Annotated in this window: 24 protein-coding genes and 2 pseudogenes; 17 read left to right on the forward strand and 9 right to left on the reverse strand. The window is 72.4% G+C overall.

Translation table 11 applies throughout. From position 1 onward, the window contains the following. Nucleotides 1-42: 42 nt before the first annotated feature. Entirely contained in the window at nucleotides 43-909 is an 867-nt protein-coding gene (locus tag H0S67_RS02805; protein ID WP_180935362.1) for an HhH-GPD family protein, read from the reverse strand. 123 nt (nucleotides 910-1,032) lie between these two features. Between H0S67_RS02805 and H0S67_RS02810 the strand changes: the two genes are divergently transcribed. Next, entirely contained in the window at nucleotides 1,033-1,818 is a 786-nt protein-coding gene (locus tag H0S67_RS02810) for a hypothetical protein (RefSeq protein ID WP_180935363.1), read from the forward strand. 44 nt (nucleotides 1,819-1,862) lie between these two features. Here the strand turns inward: H0S67_RS02810 and disA are convergent, their stop codons facing one another. After that, nucleotides 1,863-2,945: a DNA integrity scanning diadenylate cyclase DisA gene (gene disA / locus H0S67_RS02815; protein WP_180936705.1), complete on the reverse strand. Its 1,083-nt coding sequence runs from the start codon at nucleotides 2,943-2,945 to the stop codon at nucleotides 1,863-1,865. Between the two features lie 121 nt (nucleotides 2,946-3,066). After that, nucleotides 3,067-4,494: a DNA repair protein RadA gene (gene radA / locus H0S67_RS02820; RefSeq protein WP_180935364.1), complete on the reverse strand. Its 1,428-nt coding sequence runs from the start codon at nucleotides 4,492-4,494 to the stop codon at nucleotides 3,067-3,069. Nucleotides 4,495-4,629: 135 nt separating this feature from the next. Here radA and H0S67_RS02825 point away from each other — a divergent pair, with 135 nt between their 5' ends. After that, nucleotides 4,630-5,661 carry a LacI family DNA-binding transcriptional regulator gene (locus H0S67_RS02825; RefSeq protein WP_180935365.1) on the forward strand — a complete coding sequence of 344 codons (1,032 nt, stop codon included), beginning with the start codon at nucleotides 4,630-4,632 and terminating at the stop codon, nucleotides 5,659-5,661. A 16-nt stretch (nucleotides 5,662-5,677) separates the two neighbouring features. Here the strand turns inward: H0S67_RS02825 and H0S67_RS02830 are convergent, their stop codons facing one another. The 4 genes and pseudogenes from H0S67_RS02830 to H0S67_RS02840 form a co-directional block, all read right to left on the reverse strand. Continuing rightward, entirely contained in the window at nucleotides 5,678-6,364 is a 687-nt protein-coding gene (locus H0S67_RS02830) for a class I SAM-dependent methyltransferase (protein ID WP_246355068.1), read from the reverse strand. 23 nt (nucleotides 6,365-6,387) lie between these two features. Continuing rightward, complete coding sequence (locus H0S67_RS02835) at nucleotides 6,388-6,765, reverse strand: VOC family protein (protein WP_425489872.1); 378 nt, start codon at nucleotides 6,763-6,765, stop codon at nucleotides 6,388-6,390. Nucleotides 6,766-6,835: 70 nt separating this feature from the next. Beyond that, nucleotides 6,836-7,039 (reverse strand): annotated as a pseudogene (locus H0S67_RS27165) (VOC family protein); the annotation flags it as partial. A 128-nt stretch (nucleotides 7,040-7,167) separates the two neighbouring features. Further along, nucleotides 7,168-7,932 carry a DUF3109 family protein gene (locus tag H0S67_RS02840; protein WP_180935366.1) on the reverse strand — a complete coding sequence of 255 codons (765 nt, stop codon included), beginning with the start codon at nucleotides 7,930-7,932 and terminating at the stop codon, nucleotides 7,168-7,170. Between the two features lie 33 nt (nucleotides 7,933-7,965). Here H0S67_RS02840 and H0S67_RS02845 point away from each other — a divergent pair, with 33 nt between their 5' ends. The 10 genes and pseudogenes from H0S67_RS02845 (at nucleotide 7,966) to H0S67_RS02885 (ending at nucleotide 15,500) form a co-directional block, all read left to right on the forward strand. Continuing rightward, nucleotides 7,966-8,901, forward strand: coding sequence for a Ppx/GppA family phosphatase (locus tag H0S67_RS02845; RefSeq protein WP_180935367.1), 936 nt, complete (start codon nucleotides 7,966-7,968; stop codon nucleotides 8,899-8,901). Nucleotides 8,902-8,903: 2 nt separating this feature from the next. Beyond that, the gene (locus H0S67_RS02850) at nucleotides 8,904-9,695 is read left to right on the forward strand and encodes a sugar phosphate isomerase/epimerase family protein (protein WP_180935368.1); all 792 of its coding nucleotides are present in this window, start codon (nucleotides 8,904-8,906) and stop codon (nucleotides 9,693-9,695) included. Further along, nucleotides 9,692-9,871, forward strand: a pseudogene (locus H0S67_RS24265) (TetR family transcriptional regulator); the annotation flags it as partial. The gene H0S67_RS02850 and the pseudogene H0S67_RS24265, both read left to right, overlap by 4 nt. Before the next feature lie 143 nt (nucleotides 9,872-10,014). Continuing rightward, nucleotides 10,015-10,326 carry a TetR/AcrR family transcriptional regulator gene (locus H0S67_RS24270; protein WP_246355069.1) on the forward strand — a complete coding sequence of 104 codons (312 nt, stop codon included), beginning with the start codon at nucleotides 10,015-10,017 and terminating at the stop codon, nucleotides 10,324-10,326. Nucleotides 10,327-10,460: 134 nt separating this feature from the next. Next, nucleotides 10,461-11,174, forward strand: a complete 714-nt coding sequence (locus H0S67_RS02860) for an ABC transporter ATP-binding protein (RefSeq protein WP_180935369.1) — start codon at nucleotides 10,461-10,463, stop codon at nucleotides 11,172-11,174. Then, the gene (locus H0S67_RS02865; protein WP_180935370.1) at nucleotides 11,171-11,908 is read left to right on the forward strand and encodes an ABC transporter permease; all 738 of its coding nucleotides are present in this window, start codon (nucleotides 11,171-11,173) and stop codon (nucleotides 11,906-11,908) included. Before H0S67_RS02860 ends, H0S67_RS02865 begins: the two co-directional genes overlap by 4 nt. A gap of 89 nt (nucleotides 11,909-11,997) precedes the next feature. Then, on the forward strand, nucleotides 11,998-12,933 hold the full coding sequence (locus H0S67_RS02870) for a proline dehydrogenase family protein (RefSeq protein WP_219635447.1): 936 nt from the start codon (nucleotides 11,998-12,000) through the stop codon (nucleotides 12,931-12,933). 16 nt (nucleotides 12,934-12,949) lie between these two features. After that, nucleotides 12,950-13,762, forward strand: coding sequence for a pyrroline-5-carboxylate reductase (gene proC / locus H0S67_RS02875; protein WP_180935371.1), 813 nt, complete (start codon nucleotides 12,950-12,952; stop codon nucleotides 13,760-13,762). Between the two features lie 22 nt (nucleotides 13,763-13,784). Next, nucleotides 13,785-14,702: a haloalkane dehalogenase gene (locus H0S67_RS02880; RefSeq protein ID WP_180935372.1), complete on the forward strand. Its 918-nt coding sequence runs from the start codon at nucleotides 13,785-13,787 to the stop codon at nucleotides 14,700-14,702. A 48-nt stretch (nucleotides 14,703-14,750) separates the two neighbouring features. Continuing rightward, entirely contained in the window at nucleotides 14,751-15,500 is a 750-nt protein-coding gene (locus tag H0S67_RS02885) for an alpha/beta fold hydrolase (protein WP_180935373.1), read from the forward strand. 6 nt (nucleotides 15,501-15,506) lie between these two features. On the opposite strand, the gene trpS is transcribed toward H0S67_RS02885, so the two are convergent. Beyond that, the gene (gene trpS / locus H0S67_RS02890) at nucleotides 15,507-16,460 is read right to left on the reverse strand and encodes a tryptophan--tRNA ligase (protein WP_180935374.1); all 954 of its coding nucleotides are present in this window, start codon (nucleotides 16,458-16,460) and stop codon (nucleotides 15,507-15,509) included. 240 nt (nucleotides 16,461-16,700) lie between these two features. On the opposite strand from trpS, the gene H0S67_RS02895 reads away from it, so the two are divergent. The 5 genes from H0S67_RS02895 to H0S67_RS02915 all read left to right on the forward strand — a co-directional run bounded on the left by H0S67_RS02895 (nucleotide 16,701) and on the right by H0S67_RS02915 (nucleotide 20,637). Beyond that, nucleotides 16,701-17,888 carry an acetoin utilization protein AcuC gene (locus H0S67_RS02895; RefSeq protein ID WP_180935375.1) on the forward strand — a complete coding sequence of 396 codons (1,188 nt, stop codon included), beginning with the start codon at nucleotides 16,701-16,703 and terminating at the stop codon, nucleotides 17,886-17,888. A gap of 185 nt (nucleotides 17,889-18,073) precedes the next feature. After that, nucleotides 18,074-18,280, forward strand: a complete 207-nt coding sequence (locus tag H0S67_RS02900; RefSeq protein ID WP_180935376.1) for a helix-turn-helix domain-containing protein — start codon at nucleotides 18,074-18,076, stop codon at nucleotides 18,278-18,280. 142 nt (nucleotides 18,281-18,422) lie between these two features. Continuing rightward, nucleotides 18,423-18,524, forward strand: coding sequence for a 30S ribosomal protein bS22 (locus H0S67_RS02905; RefSeq protein ID WP_008356322.1), 102 nt, complete (start codon nucleotides 18,423-18,425; stop codon nucleotides 18,522-18,524). Between the two features lie 12 nt (nucleotides 18,525-18,536). Continuing rightward, entirely contained in the window at nucleotides 18,537-19,580 is a 1,044-nt protein-coding gene (locus H0S67_RS02910) for an NAD-dependent epimerase/dehydratase family protein (protein ID WP_180935377.1), read from the forward strand. Further along, nucleotides 19,573-20,637 carry a lysophospholipid acyltransferase family protein gene (locus H0S67_RS02915; protein ID WP_343050306.1) on the forward strand — a complete coding sequence of 355 codons (1,065 nt, stop codon included), beginning with the start codon at nucleotides 19,573-19,575 and terminating at the stop codon, nucleotides 20,635-20,637. The genes H0S67_RS02910 and H0S67_RS02915 overlap by 8 nt, the downstream gene beginning before the upstream one ends. Before the next feature lie 112 nt (nucleotides 20,638-20,749). Here H0S67_RS02915 and H0S67_RS02920 read toward each other — a convergent pair whose 3' ends face one another. Then, on the reverse strand, nucleotides 20,750-21,601 hold the full coding sequence (locus tag H0S67_RS02920) for a DUF5667 domain-containing protein (RefSeq protein WP_180935378.1): 852 nt from the start codon (nucleotides 21,599-21,601) through the stop codon (nucleotides 20,750-20,752). Between the last annotated feature and the right edge of the window lie 42 nt (nucleotides 21,602-21,643).

Genomic DNA, 21,643 nt, shown 5'->3' on the forward strand with positions numbered 1-21,643 from the left:
CGCTCCTGCGACCGGGCCGTACGACGTCCCGGGCAGTCGGGGTCAGGGGAGGGCGTAGCTGCCGCGCGGGGTACGGGCGACCAGCCCGTCCTCGACCAGGCTGGCCAGGCAGCGAGCCCGCTGGAGCTCCTCGGACCAGGCCGCGTCGAGCCGGTCCTGGCTGACCTCGCCCTCGGCGTCGCGCAGGACCGCGAGCAGCCGGCCGCGACACTGGCGGTCGGTGCCCGCCCAGCTCTGCACCTTGCGCGGCGGGCCGTCGTACGCCGGGTGGCCGGCCGCGCGCCACGCACACCGGTCGGCGACCGGGCAGGAGTGGCACCGAGGGTTCGCGGCCGTGCAGACCAGCGCGCCGAGCTCCATGACCGCGACCGACCAGGTGGCCGCGGTGGGCTCGTCGGTCGGAAGCAGCTCGGCGGCCAGGGTGCGCTCGCCCTTGGTGACCGAGGCGGCGGGGAACTCGGCCCCGGTCGCGACGCGGGTCAGGACCCGACGCACGTTGGTGTCGAGGACGACGTGCCGGCGGCCGTGCGCGAACGTCGCGATCGCGGCCGCGGTGTAGTCGCCGACCCCGGGCAGATCCCGCAGGTCGTCGTAGGAGGCCGGCACCTCGCCGCCGTGCCGCTCGACGATGGTCGTGGCAGCCGCGTGCAGCCGGAGCGCGCGACGGGGGTAGCCGAGCCTGCCCCAGGCCCGGACCGCCTCGCCGGACGTCTCGGCCGCCATCGCCGCCGGGGTCGGCCAGCGTTGCAGCCAGGCCTCGTGGACCGGGAGCACGCGTGCCACCGGTGTCTGCTGGAGCATGAACTCCGAGACCATCACCGACCAGGGGCTCGCCGAGGTCGAGCGCCACGGCAGGTCGCGCGCGTGCTCGTCGTACCACGCCAGGATCGGCTCGTGGAGATCGCTCATCGGGGCCATTCTCCGGCGTCGGCGCGGCTGCTGCGTGGTCGGGTGGCAGAACTCGACACGCCACGTGCGAGATCCCCGGTGTGGCTCCGCGAAGCGCGACGGATCGCTGGTTAGCGTTGCGCCATGTCGCGCCTCACCCGTGGTCCGCTGCCGGCCCGCGTGTACTGGCGGCGTCGCGTCCTGGTCCTCGGCTCCGCGCTGCTGCTCGTCTTCGCCATCGCCCGCCTGCTCGGCGCGGGCAGCGACGCGTCGTCGGATCCCGAGGCCCAGCAGGTGGCCGCCGACCAGAGCCCCTCGGCCACCGCCACCACCCCTGCCCTCGGGGTGCCGAGCGACAGCGTGACCCTGCACCCCGGCAAGCACGGCTCGGCCCAGGCCCCCGTGCTCGCCGAGCCCACGGGGCCGTGCGCGGACCAGGACATCTCCGTGAGCCCGGAGGCCAAGGACCCCGTCGCCGGTCGCGACGTCGAGATCGTGCTGCACCTGCGCACCATCGAGGCCGAGGCCTGCACCTGGGAGGTCTCGCCCAAGACGCTCACGATGAAGATCACCTCGGGCGCCGACGACATCTGGTCCACACGGCAGTGCCCGCGGGCGGTCCCGGACCAGGAGGTCGTCGTCCGGCGCGACACCTCGACGTCGCTGAAGATGACCTGGCCGGACGCGAAGCGCTCCGACGACCAGTGCTCGCGGCAGGCGGGGTGGGCGATGCCGGGCTACTACCACGTCGAGGTCGCGGCCCTGGCCGGCGAGCCCGCCGAGGAGCAGTTCAAGCTGGAGGCGCCGACCGGCCAGGTGATCACGCGGTCGCCCTCGCCGCACCAGTCGCCCCACCAGACGCCGTCCGGGCGCCCGGTGGTGTCACCGTCGTCGTCGCCCTCGTCCTCCCCGTCGTCCACGGTCGACTGAGCGCGCGGCGCTGACCCCGGTCGGGCAAGCGCCGCGGCGACGGATCAGACGTAACGCTCGAGGATCGTCGACTCGGCCAGCCGGGAGAGTCCCTCGCGCACACTGCGGGCGCGGAGCTCACCGACCCCCTCGACGGCCTGGAGGTCGTCGATCCCGGCCGACAGCAGCTTCTGGAGGGTGCCGAAGTGGTCGACGAGGCGGTCGACGACCGAGGTGGGGAGCCGGGGCACCTTCGCGAGCAGGCGGTAGCCCCTCGGAGCCACGGCCCCGTCGAGGTGCTCGCCGGTGCCCAGGCCGAGCGCCTTCGCAGCCGCGGCCGGGTCCACCAGCTCGGTGGGGGAGAGTGACTCGAGCCGCTGCAGCAGGGCCTCCGGGGTGCGGGTGCGCCGACCGGCGGGCAGGTAGTCGCGGATCACCAGCTCGCGCTCGGCGTCTACCCCGGTGATGAGCTCCTCCAGCTGCAGCGACAGCAGGCGGCCGTCGGTGCCGAGCTCGAGCACGTAGTCCTCGATCTCGCGGGCGATTCGGGTGACCATCTCGAGGCGCTGGGCGACCACGGCGACGTCGCGCACGGTCACGAGGTCCTCGATCTCCAGCGCGGAGAGGGTGCTGGCGACCTCGTCGAGGCGGAGCTTGTAGCGCTCCAGGGTGGCGAGCGCCTGGTTGGCCCGGGAGAGGATCTGGCCGGAGTCCTCGAGCACGTGGCGCGTCTCGCCGACGTACGCCGCGATGATCTGCATCGACTGGGACACCGAGATCACGGGGTGGCCGGTCTGCTTGGCGACCCGGTCCGCGGTGCGGTGGCGGGTGCCGGTCTCCTCCGACGGGATCGTGTGGTCGGGCATCAGGTGCACGGCGGCCCGATAGATCCGGGTGACCTCGCGGTCGACGATGATCGCGCCGTCCATCTTGGCCAGCTCACGCAGGCCGGTGGCGGTGAACGGGACATCGAGGGTGAAGCCGCCGGTGGAGATGGACTCCACGGTCTTGTCGTAGCCCAGGACGATCAGTGCGCCGGTGCGCCCACGCAGGATGCGCTCCAGCCCGTCGCGCAGCGCGGTCCCGGGGGCGATGGATGCGAGCGCGGCGCGTAGGCGCAACGTCTCGTCCGAGCGGTCCGTGGCCACCACGCCGTTCCCTCCGTTCCGGCTGCGGCATTGGGTCGGCCGCGTGTCCAGTCTAGGGGAGTGCAGCGTGTCGCCGGACCCGGTCTGCCGGGTTGCCTTCCCGGGCTCTCGACGAGACGCCTCAGAACGGCCGCGGCGGGCCCTGCTCCGCCCGCGACAGCCTGAGGGTCTGCAGGGCCGCGTGGACGTCGGGCACGCAGACCACACGCATGCCGTCGACCACCGGCGCGGCGTCCGCCGCCTCGATCGGGCGCAGCGTGCCGGTGAGCCGTTCGGTCGGCTCCATGGGCACCACCGCGACCCGGAAGCCGAGCCGGGCCGCCTCGGCGATCCGCTGGGGCAGGTCGCGCACCCGACGCAGCTCGCCGGCCAGGCCGATCTCGCCCATGGCCACCACGCCGGACGGCGGCGGGTGCCCGGTGGTGGCCGAGGCCAGCGCCACCGCCACCGCCAGGTCGCTGGCCGGCTCCGAGATCCGGGCGCCGCCGACGGTGGAGGCGAAGACGTCGTGGGAGTGCAGCCGGATGCCGCAGTGCTGCTGGAGCACGGCCAGCACCATCGCGACCCGGGAGCCGTCCAGCCCCGAGGTCGTGCGCCGGGGCCGCTCGCTGGCGGTCGGGGTGACCAGCGCCTGCACCTCGGCGAGCATCGGGCGCCGACCCTCCATGGTCACCGCGACGCAGGTGCCGGCGACCTGGGCGTGGTGGTTCTCCACGAACAGGCCGGTCGGGTCGGTGACCGCCACGATGCCCTCGGAGGAGAGGTCGAAGCAGCCGACCTCGTCGATGGGCCCGAAGCGGTTCTTCATCGCCCGCACCATCCGGAAGCGGGAGTTGCGGTCGCCCTCGAAGTGCAGCACCACGTCGACGAGGTGCTCCAGGACGCGGGGGCCGGCGATCGACCCGTCCTTGGTCACGTGGCCCACGATGACCGTGGTGATGTTGCGGGTCTTGGCGACCCGGATCAGCGCGGCCGCGACCTCCTTCACCTGGGTGACCCCGCCCGGCACGCCCTCGGTGCCGGAGGCGCCGATCGTCTGGACGGAGTCGACGACCAGCAGGGTCGGGCGCACCTCCTCGATGTGGGTGAGCACGGCCCCGAGGTCGGTCTCGGCGGCGAGGAACAGCTCGTCGTGGACACCGCCGGTCCGGTCGGCGCGGAGCCGCACCTGCGAGGCGGACTCCTCGCCGGTGACGTAGAGGGTGCGGCGCTGGTAGCGCGCCGTCTGGGCGGCGACCTCCAGCAGCAGGGTGCTCTTGCCGACTCCGGGCTCGCCGGCCAGCAGGATCGCGGCACCCGGGACCAGGCCGCCGCCGAGCACCCGGTCGAGCTCGGGGACCCCGCTGGTGCGGAACGTCGAGTCCTCCGCCGACACGTGCCCGATCGGCACCGCCGGACGGGTCACCGGTCCGGCGGCGGCCCGGGTCGTGGGTGCCGCGGCCTCGGCGACCGAGCCCCAGGCCTGGCACTCGCCGCACCGGCCGACCCACTTGGCGGTCTCCCAACCGCACTCGGTGCAACGGAAGGCGGGGCGAGAGGGCTTCGGCATGGCGGGAACGCTAGGGCACCGCGCCGACAACGAGTCCCACACGTGCGGGTGAAGCGGGCGTGCGTCTGGTTATGATCCCTTTGGAACGTTCCAGTCCTGCGGGACGGGGGGTGACACGTGCGGGAGGACGATCGGATGACGAGGAGCCTGGGGCGGATCCCTGCGCCCCCGCCGACGCTCGCCGACGTGGCCGAGCGCGCCGGTGTCTCGCGCCAGACGGTGTCGAACGCCGTCAACAACCCCGACCTGCTGCGCACCGACACCCTGGCCCGCGTCCAGGAGGCGATCGAGGAGCTCGGCTACTCACCCAACCGGGCCGCCCGCAACCTGCGCACCCGGGCCTCGCACCTGATCGGGATGCGCATCAACCCGGCGCAGGAGGGCACCGCCAACGCGACGATGGACCGCTTCGTGCACTCGCTGGTGGAGACGTCGGGCGAGGCGGGCTACCACGTGCTGCTCTTCGCGGGCAGCCACCTCGACCCGCTCGACGGGTACGACGACCTGCTGCGCTCGACGGCCGTGGACGCCTTCGTGGTCACCGACACCTACCTGGGCAACCCTCAGGCCGCCTGGCTGGAGCTGCGCCGCGCGCCGTTCGTGGCCTTCGGGCGCCCGTGGGACAACCCGGACGCCACCCACCCCTGGGTCGACGTGGACGGGGCCGCCGGCGCCGACCTGGCCACCACGCACCTGCTCGACCGCGGCCACCAGCGGATCGCCTGGATCGGCTGGCGCAAGGACTCACGGATCGGCGAGGACCGTCGTTCGGGTTGGAGCCGGGCCCTGCGCTCGCGCGACCTCCCGACCACGGGGCTGGCCTCGCGGGTGGAGGACACGGTGGCCAGCGGCCGAGAGGCGAGCGCAGTGCTCCTCGACGAGGCCCGCCCGAGCGCGTTCGTCTGCGCCTCGGACACGCTGGCCATGGGCGTCCTGCACACCCTCGCCGAGCGTGGCCTGGCCCCCGGGCGCGACATCGCGGTGGTCGGCTTCGACGACTCCCAGGTCGCGCAGGTGGTGCCCCCGGGGCTGACCTCGGTCCGCCAGCCGCTGGAGGACGTCGCCGTCGAGATCGTCAAGGCCCTCGAGGGGCTGCTCGGCCACCCCCATCGGACCTCCGAGGGCGTCCTGCTGACCCCCACCCTGGCGGTGCGTGGGTCCAGCTAGCGGTGGCTGCGACAGTTCAGAACCCCTTCCACCAGAGGTTGACCGCGTAGTCGACCTCGGTGCCCTCGTGCTCCGCGAGGACCGCGTCGGCGACCTCGCGGGTGAGCTCGATGCGTACGACGCTCTCCAGGTCGGCGCGCGTGGAGAAGGACCAGCGGATGTCGACGGGGACCCGCGTCCAGCCCCGGGTGGACCAGAACCGCTCCACGACCTCGGGCGCGGGCAGGTGCGGGTAGCCGCGCCGGAACCACCCCCCGAACGTCGAGCGGGTCGCGTCGTTGTCGATGACGAACGCCGTGCCACCGCGGCGTACGACGCGCTCCAGCTCGGCCAGCCCGGGCTCGCAGCCCGGACCGAAGAAGTAGGCCCACCGGGCGTGCGCCACGTCCACCGACGCGTCGGGCAGCGGGATCGCCTGCGCGGTGCCCTGGAGCACGGACACGTTCGCGAGCGCGCGGCAGCGCCGACGGGCCAGGGCCACGAGGTCGGGATGCGGCTCGACCCCGGTCACCGACGCGGCAGTGGTGGCGAACCGGGGCAGGTGGAAGCCGGTGCCGCAGCCCAGGTCGAGGACCGCACGCCCGGCCCAGCCGGGTCCGTCCAGCACGGACTCCATCGAGGCCTCGAGCCGGCCGTCGGGGTCGACGGCACGGTTCTCGAGCTCGTAGGTCGCGGTGTGGTGCCAGATGTTGGGGCTCGGCACCGCCCCCACGGGGACCGGACGGCTCAGAGACGGACCAGGCCGTGGGGCGTCTGGACCTGCGCGGCGATGATGCCGGGCGTGCCGTGCGGCGCGACCCACTCGACCTTGACGTCCTCCAGCGGCGCCTCGACCGTCTCGCCGAGCCACTCGCTGACCCGCTGCGGGTCGCCCGCGATCTCCAGGCACGCCAGCGAGTACGCCGGGTCGGCGCCGTTGCTGGGGTGGAGCTCCTCGGGGCTGTCCCACTCGATGAAGAAGGGCAGCTGCGGGTCGGCGATCAGTCCGTTGATGCCGATCTGCTGCCAGCGCAGCTCGGTGCCGTCGGGGCGGTGCCGGCTGCCGACCGCCGCCTCGCGGCCGAGCCGGGTCTCGACCGTGCTGATGTCGTCGACCGCAACCACCCAGCCGAGCCAGCCCCCGCCGAGCGCGGAGCGGAGCGCGCCGCACGGCCTGGCCGAAGGGGGCCTTGTCGGATGCCGGGTGGTCGAGCACCTCGACGATCTCGATGTAGGTGCCGTCAGCGAGCGGCATGATCATGTTGCGGGTCCCGAAGCGTGGGTGCACGCCTCCGTCGATGAAGTCCCGGCCGAGCAGTCCCCCGATGCGCTGGGCAGTGCTGGCGAGGCCATCCGGTCCTGCGGCGTAAGAAAGATGGTCCAGGCGCATGTCAAGCATTCTCGACAACGCGTTCGGCCTCTCGCGCAGCGGGGTCGGGGTCTCTTGACGTCGAGACGTTCCGCATAGGTTCCCGAAGAGTTCAGGCCGAGGTAGTGGGCGAGGTGGTGGGCGAGGTGGTCGACCCGTCAGCGGGGATCCGCGGGATGCAGCGCCAGCGCCGACCGCGACCGCACGTGCGCCTCGCAGTGCCGCACCAGCTCGGCGTACGCCGCGGGGCCCATCAGCTCGGTCAGCTCGGGCTCGTGGGTGATGTAGACGGGCTCGACGGCGACGTGGGCCTCGGTGTTGCCCGAGCAGTACCAGTCGAGGTCGTGGCCGCCCGGTCCCCAGCCGCGCCGGTCGTACTCGCCGATCGAGACCTCGGTGTACGTCGTGCCGTCCTGGCGCTCGACCTCGCGGAAGGTCCGGCGGATCGGCAGCTGCCAGCACACGTCCGGCTTGGTCTCCAGGGGGTTGCGTCCCTGCTCGAGCGCCAGCCCGTGCAACGCGCAGCCGGCACCCGTGTGGAAGTCCGCGCGGTTGTGGAAGACGCACGCCTGCTGGCCGTCGACCTCGACGGTGAGCGTCTTGCGATCGCCGTCCTCGTCGGTCTCGATCCAGTCCTTCTTCCGCACGGCACGGCCGCGCGGCTTGAACTGCCACTGGGTCTCGTCGAGCTGGTCGACGAACCTCGCCACCCGCTTCTCGTCGTCCTTGTCGGCGAAGTGGGCGCCCAACGTGCAGCAGCCGGTGTCGGGGGAGGAGTCGTAGATGCCCTGGCAGCCCTGGCCGAAGATGCACATGTAGCTCGACGTGAGCCAGGTCAGGTCGCAGCGCATCACCTGGGTGTCGTCGCCCGGGTCTGCGAACTCGACGAAGGCACGGGGGAAGACGAGGTCGACTTCGGGCACTCCACCAACCTACCCGGCGGGTAGCGTGGCCCCATGCGGCTGGGCGTCCTCGACATCGGCTCCAACACCGGGCACCTCCTGGTGGTGGACGCCCACGGCGGCGCGGCGCCGCTGCCGGCGTACTCCTACAAGGAGCCGCTGCGGCTGGCAGAGCACCTGGACGACGAGGGCGCGGTCTCCGAGACGGGCGTCAAGGCCCTCACCGCCTTCACCGCCCAGGCCCTGGTCGTGGCCGAGGACAAGGGCTGCGAGGACATCCTGGCCTTCGCGACCTCCGCGGTGCGCGACGCGGGGAACTGTGACGACGTGCTCGACCACGTGCACGACTCCACCGGGGTGCGCATCGAGGTGCTCTCCGGCGAGGACGAGGCCCGGCTGACGTTCCTCGCCGTACGCCGCTGGTTCGGCTGGTCGGCCGGCCGTCTCGCGGTCTTCGACATCGGCGGTGGATCCCTCGAGATCGCCGGCGGCGCCGACGAGTCCCCGGACGTCGCGTGGTCGCTGCCGCTCGGCGCCGCCCGGCTGGCCCGGGACTTCTTCGGCGGCGGCCCGCCCGACGACGAGGCGATCCGGGAGCTGCGCAAGCAGATCCGCGCCGACATCGCCCGCGACGCGGGCCACCTGCTGCGCGCGGGGAAGCCCGACCACGCCGCCGCCACCTCGAAGACGTTCCGCTCCCTGGCACGGATCTGCGGGGCGGCCCCGTCGGGGGACGGCCCGCTGGTGCCGCGGAGCCTGCCGCGCAAGGAGCTGAGCGAGTGGATCCCCAAGCTCGTCGACATGACGCCGGAGGAGCTGGCCGACCTGCCCGGGGTCTCGGCGAGCCGCACCCACCAGATCGTGCCGGGCGCCCTGGTCGCCGAGGGGGCGATGGACATCTTCGACCTCGACGAGCTCGAGATCTGTCCGTGGGCGCTGCGTGAAGGCGTCATCCTGGAGCGCCTCGACCAGATCAGCGTGCTCGGCTAGCCATGGCGCCCCGCATCGGAATGTCGACCGCGTCGGTCTACCCGGAGTCCACGGCGCACGCCTTCGGCTACGCCGCCCAGCTCGGCTACGACGCCGTCGAGGTCATGGTCGGCATCGACGCGCTGAGCCAGCAGACGTCGGCGGTCAAGCAGCTCTCCGAGCACCACGACATGCCCGTGTGCGCCGTCCACGCGCCGTGCCTGCTCTTCACCCAACGGGTCTGGGGCACCGAGCCGTGGGGCAAGCTCGAGCGCTCGGCCGAGATGGCCGCCGCGGTCGGCGCCGCGGTGGTCGTCGTGCACCCGCCGTTCCGGTGGCAGAAGGAGTACGCCCGCGACTTCGTCAACGGGATCGCGGCCCTGGAGGAGTCCACCGGCATCGCGTTCGCGGTGGAGAACATGTACCCGTGGCGGGCGTCCTCGCGGCGCGGGATGGAGATGTACCTCCCGGGCTGGGACCCGTCGGGGGAGACCTACGCCAACGCCACGATCGACCTGTCGCACGCGGCCATCGCGCGCTCCGACCCGATCGACATGGCCGTGCGGCTCGGCGAGCGGTTGCGCCACATCCACCTGACCGACGGCACCGGCTCGGCGAAGGACGAGCACCTCGTCCCGGGGCGTGGCGCGATGGGTGCGGCGGAGTTCCTGCGACACCTGGCCGGCACCGGGTTCGCCGGCGAGATCGTGCTGGAGATCAACACCCGCAAGTGCAGCAGCCGCGAGGAGCGCGAGCGCGACCTGCTGGAGTCGCTGCAGTTCGCCCGCGAGCACTCCGCGGTGACGACGCCGTGACCGGCTCCACGACAAGCTCCACGACCGGCTCCACGACAGGGCCGGCCCGTGCCCGTCGCGGTCGCCGGCCCGGCGCGCCCGACACCAGGGCCGCGATCCTCGGCGCCGCCCGGGAGCTCTTCGCCTCGAGCGGCTACGGAGGTACGTCGATCCGCGCGGTCGCCGCAGCCGCCGGCGTCGACGCGGCCCTGGTCCACCACTACTTCGGCACCAAGGACGACCTCTTCCTGGCCGCGCTGCAGCTGCCGATCGACCCGCGCTCGGCCATGCTGCCGGTGCTCGAGGGCGGCCTGCCCGCGCCGGTGAGCGGCTGCTGCGGGTGTTCCTCGGCGTCTGGGACGACGAGCAGAACCAGCAGCCGCTGCTGGCCCTGGTGCGCGGGCTCGCCGAGCCGAGCGGGCAGCGGCTCGTCCGCGACGGGGTGCTGCAGATGGTGCTCGGCCCGGTGGGTCGCGGGCTCGGCATCGACGACCCGGAGCGGCGGATGGCGCTGGTCGCCTCGCAGATGGTGGGCGTCGTCATCCTGCGCTACCTCCTGCGTGCCGAGCCGCTCGCCTCGATGGCCCCCGACGAGCTGGTGGCGGCGTACGCGCCGACGCTGCAGCGCTACCTCAGCGAGCCCCTGGCGTAGGACGTCGCTGTCCGGCAGGAGTCCCCGGCTGGCCGGGTACTCCGATGGTTGTCGGCCTGTGCACCGCCCGACAGGCGAGGGGAATGCCTGACAACCCCTTGCCCGGGCGCGGGTCTGTGCGCATAATTCAACACATGATGAAAAACGCGGTGGAGATCAGGGACCTCCACGTCGTCCGGGGGGTGCACACGGTCCTCGAGCGCCTCGACCTGACCATCGGTGGTGGCGTGACCGGGCTGCTCGGTCCGTCGGGGTGCGGCAAGTCGACGCTGATGCGCTGCCTGGTCGGCGTCCAGCAGGTCCGGGGCGGCACCGTCGAGATCTTCGGCCGCCCCGCGGGCAGCCGACCCCTGCGCGACCGGGTCGGCTACGTCACCCAGGCGGTGAGCGTCTACCACGACCTCACGGTCGCGGAGAACCTCCGCTTCTTCGCCCGGGTGCTCGGCACGGACCGCGAGGAGGTGGGCCGCGCCATCGAGGCCGTCGACCTCCAGGACTACCGGAACGACGTCGTCGGACGGCTCAGCGGCGGGCAGCAGTCCCGGGCGAGCCTCGCGGTCGCGCTGCTCGACAAGCCCGACCTGCTGGTGCTCGACGAGCCGACGGTCGGCCTGGACCCGGTGCTCCGCGAGGACCTCTGGTCGCTGTTCCACCGGTTGGCCGCGGACGGCGTCGCGGTGTTCGTCTCCAGCCACGTGATGGACGAGGCCGAGCGCTGCGACCGCCTCCTGCTGATGCGGGAGGGCCGGATCATCGCCGACGGCACCCCGGCGGAGATCAAGGCCCGGGTCGGTGTCGACGACGTCGAGTCGGCGTTCCTCGCGATCGTGAGGGAGGACGCGGCATGAAGCTCCGGATCACCCTCGCCGTCGCCCACCGGGTGCTGACCCAGCTGCGCCGGGACCCCCGAACGGTGGCCATGCTGCTGGCCCTGCCCTGCCTGCTGATCTCGCTGCTGTGGTGGATCTACAACGACGCCGACCCCCAGCTCTTCGACCGCATCGGCCCCGCCCTGCTGGCGATCTTCCCGGTGATCGTGATGTTCCTGGTGACCTCCGTGACGACGCTGCGGGAGCGGTCCACCGGCACCCTGGAGCGGCTGCTCGCGATGCCGATGGGCAAGCTGGACTTCCTCGTCGGCTACGCCCTGGCGTTCGGTCTGGTCGCCGCCGTCCAGTCGGTGCTGGCGGTCGCCGTCAGCGTCGGCCTGCTCGGCCTCGACGTCGCCGGCCCGCTCTGGCTCCTGACCGTGGTCGCGGTCGTCGACGCGGTCCTGGGCAGCGCGCTGGGCCTGTTCGTCTCCGCGTTCGCCCGGACCGAGTTCCAGGCGGTGCAGTTCATGCCGGCGATCGTCATCCCGCAGCTGTTGCTGTGCGGGCTGCTGGTCCCGCGCGAGCTGCTGCCCGACTTCCTGCACGCGGTCAGCGACGTCCTGCCGCTGTCGTACGCCGTGGACGCGATGCAGCACCTCACGACCAGCGCCACCACCGCCGAGGTCTGGAAGGACGTCGCCGTGGTGGCCGGGTTCGCGGTCGCGGGGCTGGCCCTCGGCGCGGCGACCCTGCGCCGGCGTACCCCCTGACGGGAGGCCCGTCGGGGCACCCGGCGACGGGCTCCCGGGGGTCCTCGCCACTTCGTGGCTTTCCGGAGGCACGGCGTAACCTGTGCCGCATGTCCTTGCTCCGCCAGCCGATCCTGCTGCTCGCCCGCAGCGAAAAGGTCAAGAAGCTCGTCAGCACGATGCCCGTCTCCTCGGGGATCGTGACCAGCTACGTCCCCGGTGAGACGACCGAGTCGGCCGTCGACGCGACCGCCGGGCTGGTCGACCACGGGTTGCGCGCGACCCTGGACTTCCTCGGCGAGGACACGCTCGACGTGGAGCAGGCCGAGGCGACGGTCGCGGCCTACCTCGACGTCCTGCAGCAGCTGGCCGCCCGCGGGCTGACGCGCAACGCGGAGGTCTCGGTCAAGCTCTCGGCGATCGGCCAGGCGCTGCCCGAGAACGGCAACAAGGTCGCGCTCGAGAACGCCCGCACCATCTGCCGCGCCGCCCGCAACGCCGGCACCACGGTGACCCTCGACATGGAGGACCACACCACCACCGACTCGACGCTGGCGATCCTGCGCGAGCTGCGCAAGGACTTCCCCGAGACCGGCGCGGTGCTCCAGGCCTACCTCCACCGCACCGAGGCCGACTGCCGGGCGCTGGCCTACGAGGGCTCGCGGGTCCGGCTGTGCAAGGGCGCCTACAAGGAGCCCGAGTCGGTCGCGTTCCAGGACCGCCTCGACGTCGACAAGTCCTACGTGCGCTGCCTCAAGGTGCTGCTGGCCGGTCAGGGCTACCCGATGATCGCCACGCACGACCCCCGCATGGTGGAGATCGCCTCCTCGCTCGCGAGCCGCTACGGGCGGGCGCAGGGGTCGTACGAGTTCCAGATGCTCTACGGCATCCGCCCCGAGGAGCAGCGCCGCCTGGCGGAGTCGGGCGAGTCGATGCGGGTCTACATCCCCTACGGCCTCGAGTGGTACGGCTACCTGATGAGAAGGCTCGCCGAGCGTCCGCAGAACCTGTCATTCTTCGTGAAGTCCCTGATCTCGAAGAAGTAGACCCAGGAGCAGCCCCATGACGCAGCAGCCCCAGACCGCCATCCTCGGAGCCGGCGTGATGGGGGAGACGCTGCTCTCGGGGCTGGTCCGCGCCGGCCGCCGCGTCGACAACCTGCTCGTCGGGGAGAAGCGACCCGAGCGCGCCAAGGAGCTCGAGGACAGGTACGGCGTCGCCGTCGTCTCCAACGTCGAGGCGGCCCGCAAGGCCGAGACCCTCGCCCTGGTCGTCAAGCCCCAGGACATGGGCGACCTCCTCAGCGAGATCGCCGCTGAGCTGCGCCCCGGCCAGCTGGTCGTCTCGCTGGCCGCCGGCATCACCACCGGCTTCATCGAGTCCCACGTCCCCGAGGGAGTGGCGGTGGTCCGGGTCATGCCGAACACCCCCGCCCTGGTCGACGAGGGCATGGCCGCGATCTCGCCGGGGTCGCACTGCGACGAGCACCACCTCGCCGAGGCCGAGGCACTGATGGCGTCGGTCGGCCGCGTGCTGCGCATCCCCGAGCGCCAGCAGGACGCCGTCACCGCCATCTCCGGCTCCGGCCCGGCCTACATCTTCTTCGTCGTCGAGTCGATGATCGAGGCGGGCGTCCACCTCGGCCTGCCGCGCGCGACCGCGACCGACCTGGTCGTCCAGACCGTCGTGGGCTCGGCCAAGATGCTCCGCGAGACCGGCACCCATCCGGTGGTGCTGCGCGAGCAGGTCACCTCCCCGGCCGGCACCACCGCGGCCGCGCTGCGCGAGCTCGAGATCCACAAGGTCCGCGCGGCGTTCCTCGCCGCCATGGAGGCCGCCCGCGACCGGTCCCGGGCGCTCGCCGAGGGCAGCTGAACCCACTGCCAGACTGGCCGGCATGCAGACCTACCGCACCCCCGACGAACGCTTCGCCGACCTGTCCGACTTCCCGTGGGAGCCGCGGTACGCCGAGGTGCCCGACGGCGACGGCGGCACCCTGCGGATGGCGTACGTCGAGGCGGGGCCGGCCGACGGGCCGGCGGCGCTGCTGCTCCACGGCGAACCCACCTGGTCCTACCTCTACCGCCACGTCATGGCGGTCCTCGCCGAGGCCGGCGTCCGGGCGGTCGCCGTCGACCTGGTCGGCTTCGGCCGCTCCGACAAGCCGCTGAGCCAGGCCGACCACTCGTTCGCCCGCCACGTGGAGTGGGTGCGCGCCCTGGTCCACGACCACCTCGACCTGCGTGAGGTGACCCTGGTCGGCCAGGACTGGGGAGGCCTGATCGGGCTGCGCCTGGTGGCCGAGCACCCCGACCGGTTCGCTCGGGTCGTCGCCGCCAACACCGGCCTGCCCACCGGCGACTTCGACATGCCCGAGGTCTGGTGGATGTTCCGCAACGCGGTCGAGAAGGCCGAAGTGCTCGACATCGGTCGCCTCGTGGCGGCCGGCTGCGGGCGCGGGCTCGACGACGCCACCCGCGCGGCCTACGACGCCCCCTTCCCCGACGAGGCCTCGAAGGCCGGGCCCCGAGTGATGCCCACGCTCGTCCCGACGCGACCCGACGACCCCGCCACCGAGGCCAACCGCGCGGCCTGGGAGGTGCTGACGCGCTGGGACAAGCCGTTCCTGACGGCGTTCAGCGACGGCGACCCGATCACCGGCGCGATGGCCCCGGTGCTGCGCAAGCTCGTCCCCGGGACCCGCGGGCTCGACCACCCCGTGATCGAGGACGCGGGCCACTTCCTCCAGGAGGACGCGGGGGCCGAGCTCGGGCGGGTGATCGCCGCCTTCATCGGCCGGGGATCCGTCGACTGAGCCGAAACCGGGGTGCACCCGACGCCGCCGGGCTGGAACGATCGCCCCATGACCACCCTTCACCACCGCTCCGAGGGCTCCGGCCCCGCCGTCGTCCTCCTCCACGCCGGCGTGGCAGACCTGCGGATGTGGGACGTCCAGGTCTCCGAGCTGGTCCCGGGCCACTCGGTCGTGCGGTGCGACCTGCGCGGCTACGGCCCCACCCCGCTCGAGCCCGGCGCGTCCTACTCCGACGCCGGGGACGTCCTCGCGCTCCTCGACGAGCTGGGCCTCGAGCGGTATGCCCTCGTCGGCGCGTCCTACGGCGGCTGGGTGGCGCTGCAGGTCGCCACCGCCGCCCCGGACCGGGTGGAGCGGCTCGTCCTCATCGACCCGCTCGCGGAGGTCGCCGAACCGGACGACCGGCTGCGTGCGGTCTGGCGGGAGGAGGGCGCGCTCGTGGAAGCCGGTGACCTCGAGGCCGCCACCGACCTGATCGTCGCCACGTTCCTGGGGCCCGACGCCACCGAGGACGCCCGCGAGCTGCTGTGGAAGATGCAGCGCGGGATCCTCGAGAGCCAGATCGCCGCCGGCGACGTGGCCAACGCCGAGCTCCCCGTCGACCTGGACCGGCTGACCATGCCGGTCACCGTGGTCGCCGGCGCCCACGACCTGCCGTTCTTCGTCGAGACCGCGCGCGAGCTGGCGCGGGTGCTCCCGGACGCCGAGCTGGTCGAGCTGCCCTGGGCGGGGCACCTGCCCTCCCTGGAGCGGCCGCTCGAGACCGCCCACGTCGTCCGGGCCGCGCTCCTGGACTGACGCGCCTCACCCCAGCCCGATCGCCGACTGGGCGGCCGCCAGCACCGGGGCGGTGACCTCGCGGCAGCGGGCCGCCCCGGCGGCGTACACCTCGGTCACGTACGCCGGGTCCGCCGCCAGGTCGCCGTACCTCTTCTGGACGGGCTCGAGCTCGGCCACGACCGCCTCGGTCACCGCCTTCTTCAGGGCGCCGTACGTCGTGATCCCCGTTGCCGAACCGCCGCAGGCGGCCAGGATCTCGAGCAGGTTGGTCACGCCGGGCTTGGACTCCCGGTCCGGCCGCACCGCGGACGGTCCGGTCTCGGAGTCGGTGACCGCGCGCGACACCTTGCGGCGGACCACGTCGGGCGGGTCGAGCAGGAAGATCGACCCGGCGGCGTCGGCCGACTTGCTCATCTTCCGGGTGGGGTCGGCCAGGTCCATGACCCGGGCGCCTGCCGACGGCGTGGTGATCTCCGGGACCGTGAACACCTCCCCGTAGGCCCGGTTGAAGCGGACCGCGAGGTCGCGGGTCAGCTCGACGTGCTGACGCTGGTCGTCGCCCACCGGGACCACGGCAGGCCGGTAGAGCAGGATGTCGGCCGCCATCAGCACTGGATAGGTGTAGAGCGACACCCGGGTGGCCGCGACGCCGCGGCCCTTCTCCTTGAACTGCACCATCCGGTTCAGCTCACCGGTGTACGCCGTGCACTCCAGCAGGTAGGCCAGCTCGGCGTGGGCCGGCACCCGGCTCTGCCGGAAGAGCGTCGCCCGGTCCAGCCCCACGGCCAGCAGCAACGTGGCCATCTCGAAGGTCCGCGACCGCAACAGGTCCGGGTCGTGGGTGGTGGTCATCGCGTGCAGGTCCGAGAGCCCGTAGTAGGCGTCCTCCTGGCGTCGGGACATCGGCCGCAGCGCGCCGAGCAGGTTGCCGAGGGTCAGCCGTCCCGAGGGAGTGAGCAGCGAGAGGGTGGTGGTCATGGTCGTTCTCCTGGGGTGAGGCCCCGGGACGACCGTGGGGTGTCGGGATCGACAGACGCAGACGGCCGCCTCGTGGGGCGGCCGGTGAAGGTGCGTGCTTCGAACGTGGTCCGCCGTCAGGCGGGCCACCACTGACCGGCGCGCAGGGCCGGGAGGTTCGTCAGCACGACTCCAGTGTGGCACGGCGCCACGGGGTGGCGCGACGGTTCGTGCGCCCTCCCTCCCGGGTACGGTGCCCCCATGCCCGCGTGCCCCGGACCGGCGACGGTCGTCTTCGACAAGTCGCTCACGGAGTACGACTTCGGGCCCGCGCACCCGATGTCACCGATCCGGGTGGACCTCACGATGCGCCTGGCCGACGAGCTCGGCGTGCTGGACCACGGGCTGCGGATGGTGCCCGCCCCGATCGCGGACGAGGCCCGGATCGCGACCGTGCACGACCCTCGCCTGATCGAGGCGGTGGTCCGGGCCGGCACGACGCCGGGGGTCCTGGACGAGGAGTTCGGGCTCGGCACCGACGACAACCCGACCTTCCGCGACATGCACCACGCGGCCGCCCACGTGGTCGGCGCGACCGTCGAGGCGTTCCGACAGGTCTGGACCGGTGAGAGCCTGCACTCGGTCAGCATCGCCGGTGGTCTGCACCACGCCATGCGCGACCGGGCCAGCGGGTTCTGCATCTACAACGACGTGGCGGTCGGCATCCAGTACCTCCTCGACCAGGGGGCCGAGCGGGTCGCGTACGTCGACATCGACGTGCACCACGGCGACGGGGTCGAGCGGATCTTCTGGGACGACCCGCGGGTGCTCACCATCAGCCTGCACGAGACCGGGCAGATGCTCTTCCCCGGCACCGGCTTCCCCAACGACGTCGGAGGCCCCGAGGCTCGGGGGAGCGCGGTCAACGTCGCACTCCCGCCGGGCACCGGCGACGCGGGCTGGCTGCGCGCCTTCCACGCGGTCGTGCCGCCGCTGCTGCGGGAGTTCGATCCCGAGGTGCTGGTGACCCAGCACGGCTGTGACTCCCACATCGAGGACCCCCTGGCCCACCTGATGCTGACCGTGGACGGCCAGCGGGCGGCGTACCTCGCCCTGCACGACCTGGCCCACGAGGTGGCCGGTGGCCGGTGGGTGGTGACCGGCGGCGGTGGCTACGCCCTGGTCGAGGTCGTCCCCCGGGCATGGACCCACCTGCTCGCGGTTGTCGCCGGGCATCCGCTCGACCCCGAGACCGACACCCCGGAGGGCTGGCGGGCCTACGTGCGGGAGTCGTTGGGCCGGACGCCGCCGTACCGCCTGACCGACGGACGGACCATCGCCTGGCGCGACTGGTCGGAGGGTTACGACCCCGAGACCTGGCTAGACCGGGCCATTCATGCGACGCGGATGGAGATCTTCCCCTGGCATGGGCTCGATCCGCTCCCCTGAACGTGCAACAGTGGGACTCAAGTAAACAATTGTGGGGGAGTGCAAGGGGACACGCCGAAGTCACGCAAGTTGCTTTGGTTAACCTCTTCCCCACGAGTCACATCAGGCTCTATTCTCACCGTGCGCGACGCGTGCAATCACTGGTGGGGAAGCCTGTGGCGCGTCGCAAAGAAAGTCGGTGCACGATGGCTACCAACTCGTCCGGGGACATCTCCGAAGCGAAGTTCCTGACCGTTGCCGAGGTTGCCGCGATGATGCGCGTCTCCAAGATGACCGTCTACCGCCTGGTCCACAACGGCGAGCTACCCGCCGTCCGCGTGGGCCGCTCGTTCCGCGTCCGCGAGGAGGACGCGAACGAGTACCTCCGCAAGAGCTTCTTCAACGCCGGCTGATCGGGCAGCCTCGCTGCGCATACAACACCCACATGGTGGACTTCGGTCCACTCGATTCCGCCCGTCTCGCGCGGGCCTATAGGCTGTCCGGGTCCTCCGGTGTTCTCCCGGTGCGACGACACAGCATTGTGAAAGGTATCCCGTGGGTTCTGTCATCAAGAAGCGGCGCAAGCGCATGGCCAAGAAGAAGCACCGCAAGCTGCTGAAGAAGACGCGCGTGCAGCGCCGCAAGCTCGGCAAGTAGGCCCTTCGCGCGATGGGCAGGGTCGGCAGAGCAGTCCTCGTCACGGGGGTCTCCCGCGACCTCGGTCGGCGGTTCGCACGAGCCGTCGCCACCGACCCTGCCGTCGAGCGTGTGATCGGCGTGGACGTGGTCCCGCCGCGCGGTGACCTCGGCGACGTCTCCTTCGTCCGCGCCGACATCCGCAACCCCGTCATCGCGAAGATCATCGCGAAGGAGGACGTCGACACCGTCGTCCACATGAGCGTGATCGCGACGCCCGGCAGCGCCGGCGGCCGCAACACGATGAAGGAGCTCAACGTCATCGGGACGATGCAGCTCCTGGCGGCGTGCCAGAAGGCGCCGAGCCTGCAGCAGCTCGTGGTGAAGTCGACGACGACGGTGTACGGCGCGAGCAGCCGCGACCCCGCCATGTTCACCGAGGACATGGAGCCGCGGCGGGCGCCGCGGGCGGGATACGCCAAGGACGTCGCCGAGATCGAGGGCTACGTCCGTGGCTTCGGCCGGCGTCGCCCCGACGTGTGCGTGACGATGCTGCGTGCCGCCAACGTGGTGGGGCCCGACGTGAACAGCCCGATCACGTCGTACTTCCGGCTGCCGGTGATCCCGACCGTCCTCGGGCACGATCCCCGGCTGCAGTTCCTGCACGAGAAGGACCTCCTCGCTGCGCTACGGCACGCGGTCGCCCACGAGATCCCCGGCACGTTCAACGTCGCGGGTGACGGCATCCTGATGCTCTCCCAGGCCATCCGCCGGCTGCAGCGTCCCTCGGTGCCGATGCCGGCCTTCGCCGTCGGCTCGCTCGGCTCCGCCCTCCGCTCGGCCCGCGTCGCCGACTTCTCGCCCGAGCAGCTCGCGTTCCTCACCTACGGCCGCGGCGTCGACACCCGGGCCATGCGCCAGGTGCTCGGGTTCGAGCCGACCTTCACCAGCTCCGAGGCGTTCGCCGACTTCGGGTCGGTGCTGCCGCCCACTGGGGGCCTGTCCGACAAGGCGCTCGAGCGGGTCGCCCGTGCCCTGCCGGAAGTCCAGACCTCGATCGGAGCGCGACATGGGTGACGCCGAGATCATCCCGATCGGCACCCGCGGCCGTCCCGGCCGCGGGACCGGCAAGCAGCCCTCGTCCGCGGCGCGCAGCCTCGCCACCGGCGGCAAGCCGGCGCCGCTCACGGCCCGCAAGCCCACATCCGACACGGCGCCGCAGGAGCCTGTGACCGAGGAGCCCACCGAGACCGCGCCCGTCGACGTCGAGCCCGGCCGGGCCCCGGTCACCACGCGCGACCGCGGTCCGCTGAGCGGTATCCCGACCTCCGACTGGCTCTCGGCGTTCCAGCACGCCGCCCGCGAGGTGTTCGGTGAGCAGTGGGAGCCGCAGCTGGCCCGCTTCCTGGCCTTCCTGCGCCGCCGCGTGACCGGCGACTACCAGGTCGACGAGTACGGCTTCGACCAGGAGATCGCCCAGCAGTTCTTCATGGCGGCGCTGCGCCCGATCGCGGAGAAGTGGTTCCGCATCGAGGTGCGCGGGGCCGAGAACATCCCCACCGACGGGGGCGCCCTGGTCGTCTCCAACCACTCCGGCACCGTCCCGGTCGACGGGCTGATGACGATGGTGTCGATCCACGACCACACCGGCCGGTTCCTGCGGCCGCTCGGCGCGGACCTCGTCTTCAAGCTGCCGGTCGTCAGCACCATGGCGCGCAAGGGTGGCGCCACCCTGGCCTGCAACGAGGACGCCGAGCGGATGCTGCGCGGCGGCGAGCTGGTCGGTGTCTGGCCCGAGGGGTTCAAGGGCATCGGCAAGCCCTACTCCGAGCGCTACAAGCTCCAGCGCTTCGGCCGCGGTGGGTTCGTGTCGGCGGCGCTGCGCACCGGGGTGCCGATCGTGCCGCTGGCAGTCGTCGGCGCCGAGGAGATCTACCCGCTGGTCGGCAACATCCCGTCCCTGGCGCGGCTGCTGGGGTTCCCTACATCCCGATCACGCCGCTCTTCCCGCTGCTCGGGCCGCTGGGGCTGGTCCCGCTGCCGTCCAAGTGGCTGCTGGAGTTCGGCGAGCCGATCCGCACCGACGACTTCGACGCGGGCGCCGCTGACGACCCGATGCTGGTCTTCAACGTGACCGACCAGGTGCGCGAGACCATCCAGCAGACGCTCTACTCGCTGCTGATGAAGCGCCAGTCCGTCTTCCGCTGAGCACGGTTCAGGGCAGGTCGGCTCCGGGGCAGGTCGGCTCAGGGCAGGGCGCCGTCGACCGTGTCCGTGGTCCCGTCGAGGATCTGGCCGACGTCGTTCTTGACGTCCTTGACGGTGTCCTTCACGCCGGGCACGTCCGGGCTGGACGTCGGCTGGGAGCCGCCACCGGTGAGCCCGTCGGTGAGCGAGGTGATCGGGTCGGTCGGCGAGCCGGAGGTGGTGCCGCCGGTCGGACCGCCACTGCCGCCCGTGATCGGGTCGGTGACGCTGCCGGGCGGGAGCGCACCCTGTCCGAGGATCGGCAGGCTCGGGTTGCCGCCCTGGCCCCCCTTGCCCTTCGACCCGTCGTGCCGGTGCCGGCCGTGGCCGCCGAGCGCCTGCTGCGTGGAGAAGGGGTTCTCGGTGGAGGCGGAGGTCGGCGTGAAGATCGGCGGGATCTGCGTGATGCCGCCGCCCCCGCAGGACGGGCAGGCCTGGTGCGTCGCGTCGTCGATCGAGATCAGCACCTGCGCGGCGTGCATCAGCTCGTCGCGCGCGTCGGCGGGCACCACCGACTCCAGCGCGGTGAGCTCGTCGAGGCTGTTCTTGGTGAAGGCGCGCAGCTCGTCGATCGAGGCCTGGTTGCCGGTCTGGTCGTAGTCGCCGAGCAACAGGTCGGAGGCCTGCGCGGCCTGGTCCGTGAAGTCGTTGAGGGTGTCGGCGACAGCCAGGTCGTCCTCGGGGTGGTCGCCGTTGGTAAGTCGGGTGACCTCGTCGAGACGGTCGTTGGCGTGGGCGAGCACGATGGCGCCCTTCTGGCCCTCGCCGACGCTGATGCCGGTCCGCACGTCCTCGATCGCCCGCTTGACCGGGTACAACGCGTCCCCGGGCAGGGAGCTCTGGGCGGCCATGGCCATGGACGTGGTCGCCCCGACGAGTGCGAGCCCGCCGAC

The sequence above is a fragment of the Nocardioides ungokensis genome, assembly GCF_013466985.1.
In the GTDB taxonomy this organism is placed as follows: Bacteria; Actinomycetota; Actinomycetes; order Propionibacteriales; family Nocardioidaceae; genus Nocardioides; species Nocardioides ungokensis.